Source organism: Streptomyces sp. WAC04114 (genome assembly GCF_019733245.1).
Classification (GTDB): domain Bacteria; phylum Actinomycetota; class Actinomycetes; order Streptomycetales; family Streptomycetaceae; genus Streptomyces; species Streptomyces massasporeus_A.
Genome location: NZ_JAIGQA010000180.1, coordinates 1 through 15,933, shown reverse-complemented (window position 1 = coordinate 15,933; position 15,933 = coordinate 1). Strand labels below are relative to the sequence as shown.

Genomic DNA, 15,933 nt, shown 5'->3' with positions numbered 1-15,933 from the left:
CTTGAGGGGGCCCCATTCGTTGGGGTCGGGGACGCCGGGTGGGAGCATCTGGCGGCGCTTGGGGCCGCCGTGTTCCGACTCGCCCGGTTCCTTCGCACCGGGCCAGGCCTTGGCGACGCGGGCGGCCAGGACGAAGTCCTTGCGCAGGGGGTGGCCTTCGAAGTTGTCGGGCAGGAGGAGGTGGTCCAGCGCCGGGTGGCCTTCGAAGGTGATGCCGAACATCTCGTGCGTCTCGCGTTCGTGCCAGGCGGCACCCGCGTAGACGCCGACGGCGGAGGGCAGGGCGGGAGCCTCGTGCGGGACCGTCGTGCGGAGGAGGAGGCGTCGCAGGGGGGACAGGGCGGCCACGTGGGCGGTGACGCGGAAGCCCGTGCCCGGTTCGTCGACGGCGCTCAGCCAGTCGAAGTAGGTGCAGCCGAGCCGGTCGCGGGCGGTCTCCAGGGCGGTGATCCAGGCGGCCGGAGGTACGTCGACGGTCAGGACGTCGTAGGACTCCTCGGCCGTGGCGTCGGGGCCGAAGAGTTCCTCGGCGTCGGCGGGCAGCCAGCCGACCGTGGTCATCGTCCCTCCCCCGGCGTCGAATCGGAGTCCGGGTCGGGGTCTGGGTCGGAGCGCGGCGCGGGGGCCGGCGGCTGCACGAGGCCACTCCGCAGCGCGGCGGTCGAGGGGCGTCCGGCCTCGCTGCCGTAGCGCTCCCCCAGCGACTCGCGGGCGATCTTCTCCTGGAGCTTGAGGATGCCCTGGAGCAGCGCCTCGGGCCGGGGCGGGCAGCCGGGGACGTAGACGTCGACGGGGATGATCTGGTCGACGCCCTTGGTGACGGAGTAGGAGTCCCAGTAGGGGCCGCCGCAGTTGCTGCACGCGCCGAAGGAGATGACGTACTTCGGCTCGGGCATCTGCTCGTAGAGGCGCTTGACGGCCGGGGCCATCTTGTCGGTGACGGTGCCGGAGACGACCATCAGGTCGGCCTGGCGCGGGCCCGGGGCGAACGGGATGACGCCGAGGCGGATGAAGTCGTGGCGGGCCATCGACGCGGCGATGAACTCGATCGCGCAGCAGGCGAGGCCGAAGTTGAAGACCCAGAGCGAGTAGCGGCGGCCCCAGTTGAGGATGACCTTCATCGGCTCGGGGGCGAGGCGGGCCAGGGCACCCAGCCGCTTGGGCTCGGGCAGCAGGACAGGCTCGGACACCGAGGGGTTCACGTCCATGCCAGGACGCCCTTCTTGTATGCGTAGAGCAGGCCGACGGCCAGGAAGCCGAGGAAGATGAACATCTCGACCAGGGTCGCCGCGCCGTAGCCGGGGGCGGCGAAGACGGTCGCCCAGGGGAACAGGAAGATCGAGTCGACGGCGAAGATCACGTAGAGGAAGGCGTAGACGTAGTAGCGGACCTGGGTGTGGGCCCAGCCCTCGCCGACGGGGTCGACGCCGCACTCGTACGTCAGGAGCTTCTCGGGGGTGGGGACCACGGGCCGCAGCAGGCGTCCGGCCCCGAAGGCGACGGCGACGAACAGCACACCGACGACGGCGAGCAGTCCGACGACCGAGTAGGACTGGAAGTAGTCAGCCGCGACGACGGTCGTGGTGACGACGGTCGGTTCCGGCACGTCCGTCCCTCGCTCCCTGAAACTCGGACCTGGATCCTGCGACGATGCTGCGGCTCACGGGGGCGCCGCCGTTCGACGATCTGTACGCACGGGAGTCTAGGCCCTGATAAAGGCAGGGTAAGCAGCCCGTCACCGGCCCTGCACGCGAGGGTGGGGTTTTCCTCAGTTGATCCTGGCGGCCCACCTCATGGCGCCGTCGTCCGCCGCCGGGCACGCTAACGCATATGACCCGACGCATCACGTCCCCGGGGACGACGGCGGCCCGGGGGGCCGCCGGGCAGGACGACCGTCCGCCGCCGGCCCGGCTCGCCTACGACCCGCACACCTGGAAGGAAATCGCGCACCTGCTGGCCAACCTTCCGGTCGCGCTGCTCGGTTTCACCTATGTCGTGACGGTGTTCTCCACCGGTTTCGGGCTGACCGTCACGGTGATCGGGTTCCCGCTGCTCGCGGCCGGGCTCGTGGGGGCGCGGCAGTTGGGCAGGCTGGAGCGGGCGCGGGCCCGGGCGTTGCTCGGGGTGCGGATCGAGGAGCCGAGCCGGCTGCGGTTGCGGGGCGGGAACGGCTTCGTCCAGCGGTTGTGGATGCAGCTGAAGGACCCGGTGGGCTGGCGTACGGCGCTGTACGAGTTCGTCCGGCTGCCGTGGGGGGTGCTGACCTTCACGGTCACGCTGGCCTCGCTGTTCGTGCTGTGGCCGGTGCTGCCGTTCATCGCGCGAGGGCTGACCAACGCCGACCGGGCCATGGTGCGGGCGCTGCTGTCGCCCTCCGATGAGCTGGAGCGGCGGATCGCCGAGCTGGAGTCGGACCGGGGGGTCGTGGTGGACACGGCCGCGGCGGACCTGCGGCGCATCGAGCGGGATCTGCACGACGGGGCGCAGGCGCGGCTGGTGAATCTGGCCATGGGGCTGGGTCTGGCGAAGGAGAAGGTGCTGGAGGATCCGGACGCGGCGGCGGCGATGGTCGAGGAGGCGCACGGCGAGGTGAAGCTGGCGCTCCAGGAGTTGCGGGACCTGGCCCGGGGGATCCATCCGGCGGTGCTGACGGACCGGGGGCTGGACGCGGCCCTGTCGTCGGTCGCCTCGCGCTGCACGGTCCCGGTGAAGGTGACGGTCGATCTGCCGGAGCGGCCGGCGGCGGCCATCGAGGGCATCGCCTACTTCACCGTCTCGGAGCTGTTGCAGAACGTCAGCAAGCACAGCCGGGCGAGGTCGGCCTCTGTGGATGTGTGGCGGACCGACACCCGGCTGCTCATTCAGGTGTGGGACGACGGGCACGGGGGCGCGAGCCTCGACGGCGGTACGGGGATGAAGGGCCTGGCGGAGCGACTGGACGCCGTCGACGGGCTGTTCGTCCTGGAGTCGCCCGAGGGCGGTCCGACGACGGTCACGGCGGAACTGCCGTGGCGTGACCGGTCGGGGGCCTCGGGATAGAGGCCCCCGGGATACGGGCCTCGGGATAGGCCCCGGGATACGGGTCTCGGGATAGGCCCCCGGGAGGCAAGCGCCGCGGGACAGGGGCCCCGGGTGGGCGCCGCAGGACAAGGCCCCGGGACAGACGCCTCGGGGCATGCGTCCCGGGACAGGGCCCCCAGGGTAGGGAAAACCCCCCGTCCAAGACGCCGATGGACTCCATGGTCCGCCGACCTGCGGCGGAGCAGGGTGGAGGTACGGGAGCACAGCCGCGGGACGAGGAGAAGGACGACGCCGATGGCCACGGAGTACGGACAGGGATACGGGCTCGACAGCGGGTCGGGCTTCCCGGGGAGCACCGAACGGCGGCATCGGCTGCCGGCCGTGCTGCGGGCGCCGGTCGAGGGCCGCACCTGGCTGGAGCTCACCCATGTGCTGCTCAGCCTGCCGATCAGCATCCTGCTGTTCACCTACGCGGTCACGATGGTGTCGCTGGGCGCGGGACTGCTGATCACGTTCCTCGGTGTACCGGTGCTGGCGGCGGCGCTCGCAGGGTGCCGCGGCTTCGGGGCGCTGGAGCGGATGCGGGCGCGGGGGCTGCTGGGCCTGGAGGTGGCCGAGCCGGAGCCGCTGCGGATGCGGAAGCCGGGCGCGATGGCGTGGATGGGGGCCGTCCTCAAGAGCGGCGCCTCGTGGCGGGCGCTGCTGTACGCGGTGCTGCACCTGCCCTGGGCGGTGTTCTCGTTCGTGGTGGCCGTGAACGTGTGGGCGCTCGGCTGGGCGCTGCTGACGTATCCGCTGTGGTTCTGGGTGTTCCCGGTGTACGCGGGGCAGGACGGGTTGCAGCTGTACGGCGACGAGGCTCACCGGATCTACCTGGACAACCCGTTCGAGATCACGGTGACCGCGCTGGTGGGGCTGCTGTTCACGATCGCCACGCCGTGGATCGTGCGGGCGCTGACGATGGTGGACCGGCTGCTGGTGCACGGGCTGCTCGGGCCGTCGCGGCTGGCCTCGCGCGTGGTGGAGCTGGAGTCGGACCGGGGGGTCGTGGTGGACACGGCCGCGGCCGACCTGCGGCGCATCGAGCGGGATCTGCACGACGGGGCGCAGGCCCGGCTGGTGGCGCTGGCCATGGATCTGGGGCTGGCGAAGGAGAAGCTCCAGGAGGACCCGCGGGCGGCCGCGCGGATGGTGGACGAGGCGCACGGCGAGGTGAAGACGGCGCTGCAGGAGCTGCGGGACCTGGCCCGGGGGATCCATCCGGCGGTGCTGACGGACCGGGGGCTGGACGCGGCGCTGTCGTCGGTCGCCTCGCGCTGCACGGTGCCGGTGCAGGTCGAGGTCGACCTGGTGGAGCGGCCCGCGCCGGCGATCGAGGGGATCGCCTACTTCACGGTGTCGGAGCTGCTGCAGAACGTCAGCAAGCACGCGCGGGCGACGTGGGCCGGCGTCGAGGTGTGGCGGACGGAGAACCGGCTGATGCTGCAGGTCGTGGACAACGGCGTGGGCGGGGCCGACGTGTCCCAGGGTTCCGGTCTCGCGGGGCTGGCGGACCGGCTTGACGCGGTGGACGGGATCCTGGTGGTGGACTCCCCGGCGGGCGGGCCGACCCGGGTGACCGCCGAGCTGCCGTGGCGGGGGGCGCACGTGCGGTGACCGCCGAGCTGCCGTGGCGGGGGGGCGCACGTGCGGTGACCGCCGAGCTGCCGTGGCGGGGGGCGCACGTGCGGTGACCGCCGCGGGGCTCTCGCGGCCCCCGCGAGCCCGGACAGGGCCAGGGCCAGGGGCGGTCGCCTCTGGCCCCCGTCTTTCCCTCACCACCCGATCGGCGCCCATCAAGAAGCCGGTCCCGTCCCCATACACCCCCGGACCCTGAAATGCTGGACCCGTCGCACGGGTGGGCGCGGAGCCGTTGTGGGCTGCGGACGGGCGGCAGCGGGCTGTGGGGGGCCGAACATCGTGGAGGACAGGGTGCGGGTGGTCATCGCCGAGGATTCGGTGCTGCTCAGAGAGGGCCTGACCCGGTTGCTGACCGACCGTGGGCACGACGTGGTCGCCGGTGTGGGTGACGGCGAGGCTCTGATCAAGACCATCACGGAGCTGGACGCGCAGGGCGAACTGCCGGACGTGGTGGTGGCGGACGTGCGGATGCCGCCGACTCACACGGACGAGGGAGTGCGGGCGGCGGTACAGCTGCGCAAGGCGCACCCGGGGCTCGGGGTGCTGGTGCTGTCGCAGTACGTGGAGGAGCGCTACGCCACGGAGCTGCTCGCCGGGTCCAGCCGGGGGGTCGGCTATCTGCTGAAGGACCGGGTGGCCGAGGTGCGGGAGTTCGTGGACGCCGTGGTGCGGGTGGCCGAGGGCGGTACGGCGCTCGACCCGGAGGTGGTCGCGCAGTTGCTGGGCCGTAGCCGTAAGCAGGACGTGCTGGCCGGGCTCACCCCCCGGGAGCGCGAGGTGCTGGGGCTGATGGCCGAGGGGCGGACGAACTCGGCGATCGCGCGGCAGCTCGTGGTCAGCGACGGGGCGGTCGAGAAGCACGTCAGCAACATCTTCCTGAAGCTGGGGCTCTCCCCGAGCGAGGGCGACCACCGCAGGGTGCTGGCCGTGCTGACGTATCTCAACTCCTGACGTTCACGATCGCCGACCGCGGAAACCCGGACAAAGGCGAATGAATAGCCATACCCACGTCGTGTCCAAGATGCGAATGACCCGAAGAAGGCGACCCTTGCGGTCGTAGGGTTGATCCCGGGAGGGCCTGCGGGAAGGCCTGTCCCGGACAGCGTCCTCGAGGGAGGTCCAGTTCAGTGACCAGCCAGGTCAGTAGCCCAGCGGAGCAGGCCGACGGAGCAGTCGTAGGAGAGCAGCGCAAAGCGGCGGGCGCGAAGGATGTCCGTCGCCTCGACCGGGTGATCATCAGGTTCGCGGGGGACTCGGGTGACGGTATGCAGCTCACCGGTGACCGTTTCACCTCGGAGACCGCGTCGTTCGGCAACGACCTGTCGACCCTGCCGAACTTCCCGGCCGAGATCAGGGCGCCCGCCGGGACCCTGCCGGGTGTGTCGTCCTTCCAGTTGCATTTCGCCGACCACGACATCCTCACCCCCGGTGACGCGCCGAACGTGCTGGTGGCGATGAACCCGGCCGCGCTGAAGGCGAACATCGGCGACCTGCCGCGCGGCGCCGAGGTGATCGTCAACACGGACGAGTTCACCAAGCGGGCGATGCAGAAGGTCGGCTACGGGACGTCCCCGCTGGAGGACGGGTCGCTGGACGGCTACCACGTGCATCCCGTGCCGCTGACCACGCTCACGGTCGAGGCGCTGAAGGAGTTCGACCTCAGCCGCAAGGAGGCCGAGCGCAGCAAGAACATGTTCGCGCTGGGCCTGCTGAGCTGGATGTACCACCGGCCCACCGAGGGCACGGAGAGGTTCCTGAAGTCGAAGTTCGCGAAGAAGCCCGACATCGCGGCGGCCAACATCGCGGCGTTCCGGGCCGGCTGGAACTTCGGCGAGACGACGGAGGACTTCGCCGTCTCCTACGAGGTCGCGCCGGCGGCCACGGCGTTCCCGCCGGGTGTCTACCGCAACATCTCCGGCAACCTCGCGCTGTCGTACGGGCTGGTCGCGGCGAGCCGGCAGGCGGATCTGCCGCTGTACCTGGGGTCGTACCCGATCACTCCGGCGTCGGACATCCTGCACGAACTGTCCAAACACAAGAACTTCGGCGTGCGGACCTTCCAGGCGGAGGACGAGATCGCAGGCATCGGGGCCGCGCTGGGCGCGGCCTTCGGTGGTTCGCTGGCGGTGACCACGACGAGCGGTCCGGGTGTGGCGCTGAAGTCGGAGACGATCGGTCTCGCGGTCTCGCTGGAGCTGCCGCTGCTGGTGGTGGACATCCAGCGCGGCGGCCCGTCGACGGGCCTGCCCACCAAGACCGAGCAGGCTGACCTGCTCCAGGCGATGTACGGGCGCAACGGCGAGGCTCCGGTTCCGGTGGTCGCGCCGCGCACCCCGGCGGACTGCTTCGACGCCGCGCTGGAGGCGGCGCGGATCGCGCTGACGTACCGCACGCCGGTGTTCCTGCTGTCCGACGGCTACCTGGCCAACGGCTCCGAGCCCTGGCGGATCCCCGACATCGAGGAGCTGCCGGATCTGCGAGTGCAGTTCGCGCAGGGCCCGAACCACACGCTCGACGACGGTTCCGAGGTGTTCTGGCCGTACAAGCGGGACCCGCAGACGCTGGCCCGCCCGTGGGCGATCCCGGGCACTCCGGGCCTGGAGCACCGGATCGGCGGCATCGAGAAGCAGGACGGCACGGGCAACATCTCCTACGACCCGGCCAACCACGACTTCATGGTGCGCACCCGGCAGGCGAAGATCGACGGCATCGACGTCCCCGACATCGAGGTGGACGACCCCCACGAGGCCAGCACGCTGGTCCTGGGCTGGGGCTCGACGTACGGGCCGATCACGGCGGCGGTGCGGCGGCTGCGCAGAGCCGGGGAGTCGGTCGCGCAGGCGCACCTGCGCCATCTCAACCCCTTCCCGCGGAATCTGGGCTCTGTGCTGGAGCGTTACGACAAGGTGGTGATCCCCGAGATGAACCTCGGGCAGCTCGCCACGCTCATCCGGGCGAAATACTTGGTCGACGCCCACTCGTACACCCAGGTCAACGGCATGCCGTTCAAGGCGGAGCAGCTCGCCGCGGCTCTGAAGGAGGCCATCGATGGCTGAGACGTCCACGCACGGCACAGGCACCATCGAGGCGCTTTCCCTCGTCCCCAAGGCCGAGGGCAGGCAGTCGATGAAGGACTTCAAGTCCGACCAGGAAGTGCGCTGGTGCCCCGGCTGCGGCGACTACGCCATCCTCGCGGCGGTGCAGGGCTTCATGCCCGAGCTGGGGCTGGCGAAGGAGAACATCGTCTTCGTCTCGGGCATCGGCTGCTCCTCGCGCTTCCCGTACTACATGAACACGTACGGGATGCACTCCATCCACGGCCGCGCCCCCGCCATCGCCACGGGTCTGGCGAGCTCCCGCCGGGATCTGTCGGTGTGGGTCGTCACCGGTGACGGCGACGCGCTGTCCATCGGCGGAAACCACCTGATCCACGCGCTGCGCCGCAACGTCAACCTCAAGATCCTGCTGTTCAACAACCGGATCTACGGCCTGACCAAGGGCCAGTACTCGCCGACCTCCGAGGTCGGGAAGATCACCAAGTCGACGCCGATGGGTTCGCTGGACGCGCCCTTCAACCCGGTGTCGCTGGCGCTCGGCGCGGAGGCGTCGTTCGTGGCGCGGACGGTGGACTCCGACCGCAAGCACCTGACGGAGGTGCTGCGTCAGGCCTCCGCCCACCAGGGCACGGCGCTGATCGAGATCTACCAGAACTGCAACATCTTCAACGACGGCGCCTTCGACGCCCTCAAGGACAAGCAGCAGGCCGAGGAGGCCGTGATCCGGCTGGAGCACGGCCGGCCGATCCGGTTCGGCGCCGACCTGGCCAAGGGTGTGGTCCGGGATCCGCTGACCGGTGATCTGAAGGTGGTGGCGGTGACGCCGGACAACGAGGACCAGGTGCTCGTCCACGACGCGCACTCCCCGTCCCCGACCACGGCGTTCGCGCTGTCGCGCCTCGCCGACCCGGACACCCTGCACCACACGCCGATCGGTGTCCTGCGCTCGGTCGAGCGGCCCGTCTACGACACGCAGATGGCCGACCAGCTCGACACCGCGATCGAGCAGCACGGCAAGGGCGACCTGGGCGCGCTGCTGGCGGGCGGCGACACCTGGACGGTCGTCGGCTGACCCGGCGGGAGGGAACTCCCGGGGCCCGGACCGCCTAGGAGGCGGCCCGGGCCTCGTCGTATGCCCGGCGAGCCTGCTCCACGTCGTCCATGCGCTGGTGCGTCCAGGCCGCGAGGGCCTTGACCTGCTCGGCGGCCTCGCGGCCCAGGCCGGTGAGGGAGTAGTCGACGCGCGGCGGGATGACGGGCTTGGCGTCGCGGTGGACGAGTCCGTCGCGCTCCAGGGTCTGGAGGGTCTGGGTCAGCATCTTCTCGCTGACGCCCCGGTTTCCGTAGGCGCTGACCGCACGGCGCAGTTCGCTGAAGCGGTACGGGCGGTTCAGGAGCTCGGTGAGGACGAGCACGCCCCAGCGGCTGGTCACGTGCTCCAGGACCAGCCGGTACGGGCACAGGGCTTCACTGCTACTACTTACCGACATGCCAGTACCTTACTTCAAAGTGGGTACTTTCGAAGAGTTAGCGCATCTCCTATGGTTAGTGCCAACGCACCCCACAAGGAGAGTCCTCACCATGAGCATCGTCGTCACCGGAGCCACCGGACACCTCGGCCGCCACGTCGTGGAGCAGCTGCTGGAGAAGGTCCCCGCCGGGCAGATCACCGCGGTCGTCCGCAACGCCGAGAGGGCCGCGGACTTCGCGGACCGCGGCGTGAAGATCGCCCTCGCCGACTACAACGACCCCGCCTCCTACGACGGCCTCTTCTCCGCGGGCGACAAGGTGCTGCTGATCTCCGGCAACGAGTTCGACAAGGGCCGGGTGCAGCAGCACAAGGTCGTCATCGACGCCGCCAAGGCCGCCGGTGTCGCCCTGCTCGCCTACACCAGCGCCCCCGGCACCCTGACCGCCGCCCTCGCCGACGACCACCGCGGCACCGAGGAGATCCTGCTGGGCTCCGGCGTGCCCTACGCGCTGCTGCGCAACGGCTGGTACCACGAGAACTACACCGAGAACCTCGCCCCGGTGCTGGAGCACAACGCGGTCGTCGCCGCGGCCGGTGAGGGCAGGGTCTCCTCCGCCTCCCGGGCCGACTACGCCGCAGCCGCCGTCGCCGTGCTGACCGGCGAGGGGCACGAGAACAAGACGTACGAGCTGGGCGGCGACACCCCCTGGAGCTTCGCCGAGTACGCGGCCGAGCTGAGCCGGCAGACCGGCAAGGAGATCGCCTACAACGCCGTCTCCCCCGACGTCCTGGTGGGCATCCTGACCGGCGCGGGCCTGCCCGAGCCGTTCGCCCGGATCCTCGCGGGCGTGGACGTCTCCATCGAGAAGGGCGAGCTGGTCGTCGACAGCGGCGACCTGTCCCGCCTGACCGGCCGCCCGACGACCCCGTTCGCCGAGGCCATCGCCGCCGCGCTCAAGGGCTGACCCTTCCCCGCGTCACACCACCCCGGACTGTCATGACCGTATGCCGATACGGACATGACACCCGGGGGCGCTCGGCGTTACCGTCGTCCACGCGGACACACACCAGGCGCGAAGGAGGGGCCCGTGACCGGCAAGCCGAGGGGTGAGCGGCACATAGGACTGCTGAACGGCTTCGCGGCCTACGGGATGTGGGGGCTCGTCCCCCTGTTCTGGCCCCTGCTGAAGCCGGCCGGCGCGGTGGAGATCCTGGCCCACCGGATGGTGTGGTCGCTGGTTTTCGTGGGCGCCGCCCTGCTGGTGATGCGCCGCTGGGCCTGGGCCGGTGAGCTGCTGCGCCAGCCCCGCAAGCTGGCACTGATCACGGTCGCCGCGGCGGTCATCACCGTCAACTGGGGCCTGTACATCTGGTCCGTGAACTCCGGGCACGTGGTCGAGGCCTCGCTCGGGTACTTCATCAACCCGCTGGTCACCATCGCGATGGGCGTGCTGCTGCTGAAGGAGCGGTTGCGGCCGGTGCAGTGGGCGGCGGTCGGGACCGGCGTCGTCGCGGTCGTCGTGCTGACCATCGGCTACGGCCGGCCCCCGTGGATCTCGCTGTGTCTCGCGTTCTCCTTCGCCACGTACGGGCTGGTGAAGAAGAAGGTGGGCCTCGGCGGCATCGAGTCGCTGGCCGCCGAGACCGCGATCCAGTTCCTGCCCGCGCTCGGCTTCCTGGTGTGGCTGTCCGCGCGGGGCGACTCCACCTTCGCCGGCGAGGGCGCGGGGCACGCGGCGCTGCTCGCCTCGGCCGGCATCGTCACCGCGCTCCCCCTGGTCTGCTTCGGCGCCGCCGCCATCCGCGTGCCCCTGTCCACCATCGGCCTGCTGCAGTACTCGACGCCGGTCCTGCAGTTCCTGCTCGGCATCCTCTACTTCCACGAGGAGATGCCGCCGGAGCGCTGGGCCGGGTTCGCGTTGGTGTGGCTGGCGTTGACGCTGCTCACCTGGGACGCCTTGCGCGCCGCCCGCCGGGCCTCCCGGACGCTGACCAGCGAGATCAGCGTGCCCAGCACCACCAGGGCGACCGGCACGGTCAGTGCCGCGCGGAACGCCGAGAGCGTGGCCTCCGGGCCGGACCCGGTGGACGCCAGGCCGTAGACCGCGGTCACCGCCGCGATGCCGATCGCCGCGCCGAACTGGGTCGCCGTGGTCAGCAGCCCGCCGGCCAGGCCCTGCTCCGACTCGTCCACCCCGTCCGTCGCCGCGATCGTGAGCGGCCCGTAGGCCAGGGCGAACGCGAGGCCGGAGAGCAGCAGGGTCGGGAACATCATGGCGTAGGACCAGTCCATGCCGACCGGCAGGAACAGCGCGTAGGAGGCCACGGCCAGGAGGAAGCCGCCAGTGATCACCCGGGCGTGGCCGAAGCGGGTGACCAGCCGGGGCGTGAGCGTCGGCGACAGGACGGCGTCGATGCCCATGACGACCAGGGCCACCGCCGTCTGCAGGGACGACCAGCCGCGCAGCTCCTGCAAGTAGAGCGTGACGACGAACTGGAAGCCGAAGAAGGCGCCGAGGAACAGCAGCGCCCCGAGGTCGGCGCGCACGGCCGGGCTCCAGCGCAGCATGCCGAGCCGGACGAGCGGGTCGGGGCAGCGGCGCTCGACCGCGACGAAGACACCGGCCGTGATGACGGCCGCGAGGCCCGAAGCCAGGGTGAGCGGCCAGTGGTGCAGGCCGTGCTCCAGGCGTATGACGGTGTAGGCGGCCAGCAGCATGGCGCCGGCGACGGTGATCGCGCCGGGCAAGTCGAAGGTGCGCCCGCGCTTGGGCGGGGCGTCGCGCCGCGGGATCAGGCGGACGGCCGCGAGGAGCAGGGCGGCGGCCAGCAGCACGGGTGCGAAGAACACCCAGCGCCAGCCGATCTCGGTGAGCAGGCCGCCGATCACCAGGCCGAGGGAGAAGCCGGCCGCGCCCGTCCCGGCGAAGACCAGCAGGGCCTTGTTGCGCTGCGGGCCCTCGTCGTACGACGTGGTGATCAGGGAGAGCGCGGCCGGGGTCATGAACGCGGCGGCGACGCCCGTGACGAACCGGGCGACGATCAGCATCCAGCCGCCCGTCGCGAAGCCGCCGAGCCCCGAGAAGGCGAGGAAGACGGTGAGCCAGAGCAGGAACATCCGCCGCCGTCCGAGCAGGTCGGCGGCCCGCCCGCCCAGCAGGGTGAAGCCGGCGTAGCCGAGCACATAGGCGCTCATCACCCAGGCCGCGGTGCCGGTGGCGAGGCCCAGATCCGCGCGGACGGCCGGGATCGCCACCGCCATCATCGCGACGTCGATGCCTTCGAGGAAGATCGTTCCGCACAGAACGAGCAGAAGCGCCCAGGCACGGGTGCCCATGAGTCAACACTCCTCCGGTATGGGGCGGTTACGCAAGTGAGGGTCGGTTCCCTCTTGTAACCACGCCCACCCTGCGGCAGCATCGACAGACATGGAAGAAGGCACTTCGAAGTCACCGAGTCACTGCCAGAGCACCGTGGACTACGGCGACGCCGATCCCTTCCAGTGGGACACCCGCGAGGACTGCCAGGTCCGGCAGATCCTCGACCGGATCGCCGACAAGTGGTCGCTGCTGGTCATCGCGCTGCTGGACAACCGGCGGCTGCGCTTCACCGAGCTGCGCCGGGAGATCGACGGTGTCAGCCAGCGGATGCTGACGGTGACCCTGCGCTCGCTGGAGCGGGACGGCCTGGTGAAGCGGACGGTGCACCCGGTGGTCCCGCCGCGGGTGGACTACGAACTGACCTCCCTCGGCAGGACGCTGCACACCACGATCCAGTCCCTGGTGACCTGGACGGAGGCGCACCAGGAGGAGATCGCGCAGGCCCGGACCGCGTACGACACGCGTGCGGCCGAGGCCGCGGAGGCTACGACTCCGTAGCGGCGTGGCGGGCGCGGTGTGCCCGGACCTTCTCGCGGTTCCCGCAGTGCTCCATCGCGCACCAGCGGCGGCGGCCCGGGCGGGAGGTGTCGACGAAGAGCAGGTGGCAGTTGTGGGCGCCGCACTCGCGGACGCGGTCGGCGTGGGGCCCGGTGAACAGGTCGATCGCGTCGCGGGCGACGGTCGCGAGCAGCTGGGTGCCGGTGGCGCCCGGGGCCCAGGCGCGGGTGCCGTCGGCCTCCATGCGGGCGATGAGCGGGGGCGCTGCCGCTGCCGCGTTGACGACGTCCAGCTGTGCGGCGCGCAGGGGGCGTCCGTGGGCGCGGTCGGCTGCGAGCAGGAACACCGCGTCGCGCAGGGCGCGGGCCCGTTCCAGTTCCGCGGCGGAGACGGTGAGGTCCAGTCCGTCGGGCAGCCGGCTGTGCCCGGCCCAGGTGACCAGGTCGGCGGGTTCGTGCAGCACTTCCCAGCGGGCGAAGGCCCCGGGGCCGCCCGTCACCGTCAGCTCCAGGCACAGGGTGCCGGGGTCGAAGCGGTAGGGCTTGCCCTGGCCCGAGACCAGCGTCAGACCGGGCGTTCGATCCGGCGTTTCCCCTGCGCGTCCACTCACCTAACCAGTATAAGTGGTTACATGACGCAGACACCCGCATCACCGACTCCCGTGCACTGGAAACTCGTCATCGACGCGAACGACCCGCATGCGCAGGCCGACTTCTGGGCCGCCGCCCTTCACTACGAGGTCGAGGACAACAGCGCCCTGATCGGGAAGCTGCTCGGCTTCGGCGCCCTGCCGGAGGAGGCCACGGTCGAGTTCCACGGCCGCCGCGCCTTCCGGGACCTGGTCGCCGTACGGCACCCCGAGGATCCGTTCGAGGAGGAGAGCGGGACCGGGCTGGGTCGCAGGCTGCTGTTCCAGCGGGTGCCGGAGGCGAAGGCGGGCAAGAACCGGCTGCACCTCGATCTGCACCCGGGCGAGGGACGCCGCGACGAGGAGGTCGCACGGCTGGAGGGACTCGGGGCCGGTGCGCTGCGGCGGGTGAGGGAGCGGGGCGGCGAGTGGGTCGTGATGGCGGATCCGGAGGGGAACGAGTTCTGCGTGCACTGACCCGGGCGCCGGCGGGTGCGGCGACCCGGGCGCCCGCGGGGACCGATGCTCCGCGCCCCGCGGCCCGGGCGCCGGAGGCCTGTACTCCGTAACGCCCTGGCCGAATAGGTATCTTGACGGATAGTCAGTACCAGCTTCACCATCCAGGCACCCCATTCACTGTGGGCGGCCCGTGGACACCCCATGGGCTTCCCGACGGAATCCGGAGCCCCCACATGAAGCTCTCCGTTTCCGGGCGCGCCGTCGCCGCGGGCGGCATGGCAACAGCCATGCTCCTGACCGGTGGTGCCGTGGCCGACGCCGCGCCGTCCGCTCCCCCCAGAGCGGCCGCCGCGCCGGACATACCCGTGGCGAACGTCAAGGCCCACCTGTCCCAGCTGCAGTCCATAGCCACCGCCAACGGCGGCAACCGGGCGCACGGCAGGGCCGGCTACAAGGCCTCGCTCGACTACGTGAAGGCCAAGCTGGACGCCGCCGGGTACACCACCGCGATCCAGCAGTTCACCGCGTCCGGCCGCACCGGCTACAACCTGATCGCCGACTGGCCCGGCGGTGACACGAGCCAGGTGGTGATGGCCGGCTCGCACCTCGACAGCGTCTCCTCGGGAGCCGGCATCAACGACAACGGTTCCGGCTCTGCCGCCGTCCTGGAGACCGCCCTGGCCGTCTCCCGGGCGCAGTACAAGCCCACCAAGCACCTGCGGTTCGCCTGGTGGGGCGCGGAGGAGCTCGGCCTGGTCGGCTCCCGCTACTACGTCAACCGGCTGGCCACCGGCGACCGTTCCAGGATCAGCGCCTACCTGAACTTCGACATGATCGGCTCCCCCAACCCCGGCTACTTCGTCTACGACGACGACCCGGCGATCGAGAAGACCTTCAAGGACTACTTCGGCGGCATCGGCGTCCCGACCGAGATCGAGACCGAGGGCGACGGCCGCTCCGACCACGCGCCCTTCAAGAGCGCGGGCGTGCCGGTGGGCGGCCTGTTCACCGGGGCGAGCCGGACGATGACGTCGGCGCAGGCGGCCAAGTGGGGCGGCACGGCGGGGCGGGCCTTCGACCGCTGCTACCACTCCTCCTGCGACACCACCGCCAACATCAACGACACCGCCCTGAACCGCAACAGCGACGCCCTCGCGTACGCGGTGTGGGAGCTGTCGGAGTAGCCCCCGGGGCAGCGCCTACGGGTTGCGGGCGGCGCGCTCGGTGAGGCGGCCCATGCGGGCGCGGGCCGACTCCAGCTGCTCGACCTCCTCGGCGGCCGGGCCGTCCTCGGCGGCGAGCTCCGTCCACAGCCCGATGAGGTCGCGCCCCAGCTCAAGACCCAGCGCCGGGTCGCGCACCGCCCGCCAGGCGGTGGCCGCGCTCTCCACGTTGCCGTAGGCGGCCTCCGCGTCGCCGGCCCGGCGGCGGGCACCGGCCAGGTCGAGCGACAGCCGGCAGGCACGGAGCGGGTCGCCCGCCAGATAGGCGATGTAGGCGGTGAGTTCGCGCAGCCGGAGCACCTCGGGGTGCTCCGGCCCGAGCGTCCCCGACGCCTGCGCCACGGTCTGCTCCGCCAGTCCGGCGGCGGCCTCGATCCTGCCTTCCTTCACCGCCTCGTTGATCCGCGCAACCGGCTCCGCGAGGAGCGCGGGCGCTGCGGGGTCGCCCGGGGCGGTGAGGGGTTCGTCCCCGAGCACAGCCTCCGCGACGGCGTCGAAGCCGCGGGGAGGGGTGGGC

General features: G+C 71.3%; 15 protein-coding genes and 2 pseudogenes. 10 read left to right on the top strand and 7 right to left on the bottom strand.

All coding sequences use genetic code 11. The annotated features are described in order from the left end of the window. The 3 genes from K4G64_RS32335 to K4G64_RS32325 form a co-directional block, all read right to left on the bottom strand. Positions 1–561 (bottom strand): NADH-quinone oxidoreductase subunit C (locus K4G64_RS32335; RefSeq protein ID WP_221759482.1); only part of this gene is annotated, 561 nt, incomplete at its 3' end. Then, entirely contained in the window at positions 558–1,208 is a 651-nt protein-coding gene (locus K4G64_RS32330; RefSeq protein WP_221759481.1) for an NADH-quinone oxidoreductase subunit B, read from the bottom strand. The genes K4G64_RS32330 and K4G64_RS32335, both read right to left, overlap by 4 nt. Continuing rightward, positions 1,199–1,606, bottom strand: coding sequence for an NADH-quinone oxidoreductase subunit A (locus K4G64_RS32325; protein WP_030234112.1), 408 nt, complete (start codon positions 1,604–1,606; stop codon positions 1,199–1,201). The genes K4G64_RS32330 and K4G64_RS32325 overlap by 10 nt, the downstream gene beginning before the upstream one ends. 224 nt (positions 1,607–1,830) lie before the next feature. On the opposite strand from K4G64_RS32325, the gene K4G64_RS32320 reads away from it, so the two are divergent. The 5 genes from K4G64_RS32320 (at position 1,831) to K4G64_RS32300 (ending at position 8,829) form a co-directional block, all read left to right on the top strand. Then, positions 1,831–3,039, top strand: a complete 1,209-nt coding sequence (locus tag K4G64_RS32320) for a sensor histidine kinase (protein WP_221759480.1) — start codon at positions 1,831–1,833, stop codon at positions 3,037–3,039. Positions 3,040–3,315: 276 nt separating this feature from the next. Beyond that, positions 3,316–4,677, top strand: coding sequence for a sensor histidine kinase (locus K4G64_RS32315; RefSeq protein WP_221759479.1), 1,362 nt, complete (start codon positions 3,316–3,318; stop codon positions 4,675–4,677). Between the two features lie 315 nt (positions 4,678–4,992). Further along, complete coding sequence (locus K4G64_RS32310) at positions 4,993–5,652, top strand: response regulator transcription factor (protein ID WP_283974152.1); 660 nt, start codon at positions 4,993–4,995, stop codon at positions 5,650–5,652. 176 nt (positions 5,653–5,828) lie between these two features. Continuing rightward, entirely contained in the window at positions 5,829–7,757 is a 1,929-nt protein-coding gene (locus tag K4G64_RS32305) for a 2-oxoacid:acceptor oxidoreductase subunit alpha (protein WP_221759478.1), read from the top strand. Further along, on the top strand, positions 7,750–8,829 hold the full coding sequence (locus K4G64_RS32300) for a 2-oxoacid:ferredoxin oxidoreductase subunit beta (protein WP_221759477.1): 1,080 nt from the start codon (positions 7,750–7,752) through the stop codon (positions 8,827–8,829). Before K4G64_RS32305 ends, K4G64_RS32300 begins: the two co-directional genes overlap by 8 nt. A gap of 34 nt (positions 8,830–8,863) precedes the next feature. Here the strand turns inward: K4G64_RS32300 and K4G64_RS32295 are convergent, their stop codons facing one another. Further along, a complete protein-coding gene (locus tag K4G64_RS32295) occupies positions 8,864–9,247 on the bottom strand; it encodes a helix-turn-helix domain-containing protein (protein ID WP_221759476.1) in 384 nt (127 codons plus the stop codon). A gap of 91 nt (positions 9,248–9,338) precedes the next feature. Here K4G64_RS32295 and K4G64_RS32290 point away from each other — a divergent pair, with 91 nt between their 5' ends. Next, a complete protein-coding gene (locus tag K4G64_RS32290) occupies positions 9,339–10,193 on the top strand; it encodes an SDR family oxidoreductase (protein ID WP_221759475.1) in 855 nt (284 codons plus the stop codon). Positions 10,194–10,316: 123 nt separating this feature from the next. Then, on the top strand, positions 10,317–11,330 hold the full coding sequence (gene rarD, locus K4G64_RS32285; RefSeq protein ID WP_308122548.1) for an EamA family transporter RarD: 1,014 nt from the start codon (positions 10,317–10,319) through the stop codon (positions 11,328–11,330). 80 nt (positions 11,331–11,410) lie between these two features. Here the strand turns inward: rarD and K4G64_RS32280 are convergent. Beyond that, positions 11,411–12,490, bottom strand: a pseudogene (locus K4G64_RS32280) (MFS transporter); the annotation flags it as partial. 166 nt (positions 12,491–12,656) lie between these two features. Here K4G64_RS32280 and K4G64_RS32275 point away from each other — a divergent pair. Beyond that, a complete protein-coding gene (locus K4G64_RS32275; RefSeq protein ID WP_221759473.1) occupies positions 12,657–13,106 on the top strand; it encodes a helix-turn-helix domain-containing protein in 450 nt (149 codons plus the stop codon). Here the strand turns inward: K4G64_RS32275 and K4G64_RS32270 are convergent. Continuing rightward, entirely contained in the window at positions 13,093–13,668 is a 576-nt protein-coding gene (locus K4G64_RS32270; protein WP_221759483.1) for an ABATE domain-containing protein, read from the bottom strand. The two genes, K4G64_RS32275 and K4G64_RS32270, sit on opposite strands and share 14 nt — an antisense overlap. Before the next feature lie 69 nt (positions 13,669–13,737). On the opposite strand from K4G64_RS32270, the gene K4G64_RS32265 reads away from it, so the two are divergent. Further along, on the top strand, positions 13,738–14,211 hold the full coding sequence (locus tag K4G64_RS32265; RefSeq protein ID WP_221759472.1) for a VOC family protein: 474 nt from the start codon (positions 13,738–13,740) through the stop codon (positions 14,209–14,211). A gap of 215 nt (positions 14,212–14,426) precedes the next feature. Then, entirely contained in the window at positions 14,427–15,377 is a 951-nt protein-coding gene (locus K4G64_RS32260) for a M28 family metallopeptidase (RefSeq protein ID WP_221759471.1), read from the top strand. A 15-nt stretch (positions 15,378–15,392) separates the two neighbouring features. Here K4G64_RS32260 and K4G64_RS32255 read toward each other — a convergent pair. After that, a pseudogene (locus tag K4G64_RS32255) lies at positions 15,393–15,933 on the bottom strand (tetratricopeptide repeat protein); the annotation flags it as partial.

Coding starts and splice junctions, on each gene's coding strand:
- K4G64_RS32330 (WP_221759481.1), bottom strand. CDS start 1,208: ATGGACGTGAACCCCTCGGTGTCCGAGCCTGTCCTGCTGCCCGAGCCC.
- K4G64_RS32320 (WP_221759480.1), top strand. CDS start 1,831: ATGACCCGACGCATCACGTCCCCGGGGACGACGGCGGCCCGGGGGGCC.
- K4G64_RS32315 (WP_221759479.1), top strand. CDS start 3,316: ATGGCCACGGAGTACGGACAGGGATACGGGCTCGACAGCGGGTCGGGC.
- K4G64_RS32300 (WP_221759477.1), top strand. CDS start 7,750: ATGGCTGAGACGTCCACGCACGGCACAGGCACCATCGAGGCGCTTTCC.
- K4G64_RS32295 (WP_221759476.1), bottom strand. CDS start 9,247: ATGTCGGTAAGTAGTAGCAGTGAAGCCCTGTGCCCGTACCGGCTGGTC.
- K4G64_RS32290 (WP_221759475.1), top strand. CDS start 9,339: ATGAGCATCGTCGTCACCGGAGCCACCGGACACCTCGGCCGCCACGTC.
- K4G64_RS32275 (WP_221759473.1), top strand. CDS start 12,657: ATGGAAGAAGGCACTTCGAAGTCACCGAGTCACTGCCAGAGCACCGTG.
- K4G64_RS32265 (WP_221759472.1), top strand. CDS start 13,738: ATGACGCAGACACCCGCATCACCGACTCCCGTGCACTGGAAACTCGTC.
- K4G64_RS32260 (WP_221759471.1), top strand. CDS start 14,427: ATGAAGCTCTCCGTTTCCGGGCGCGCCGTCGCCGCGGGCGGCATGGCA.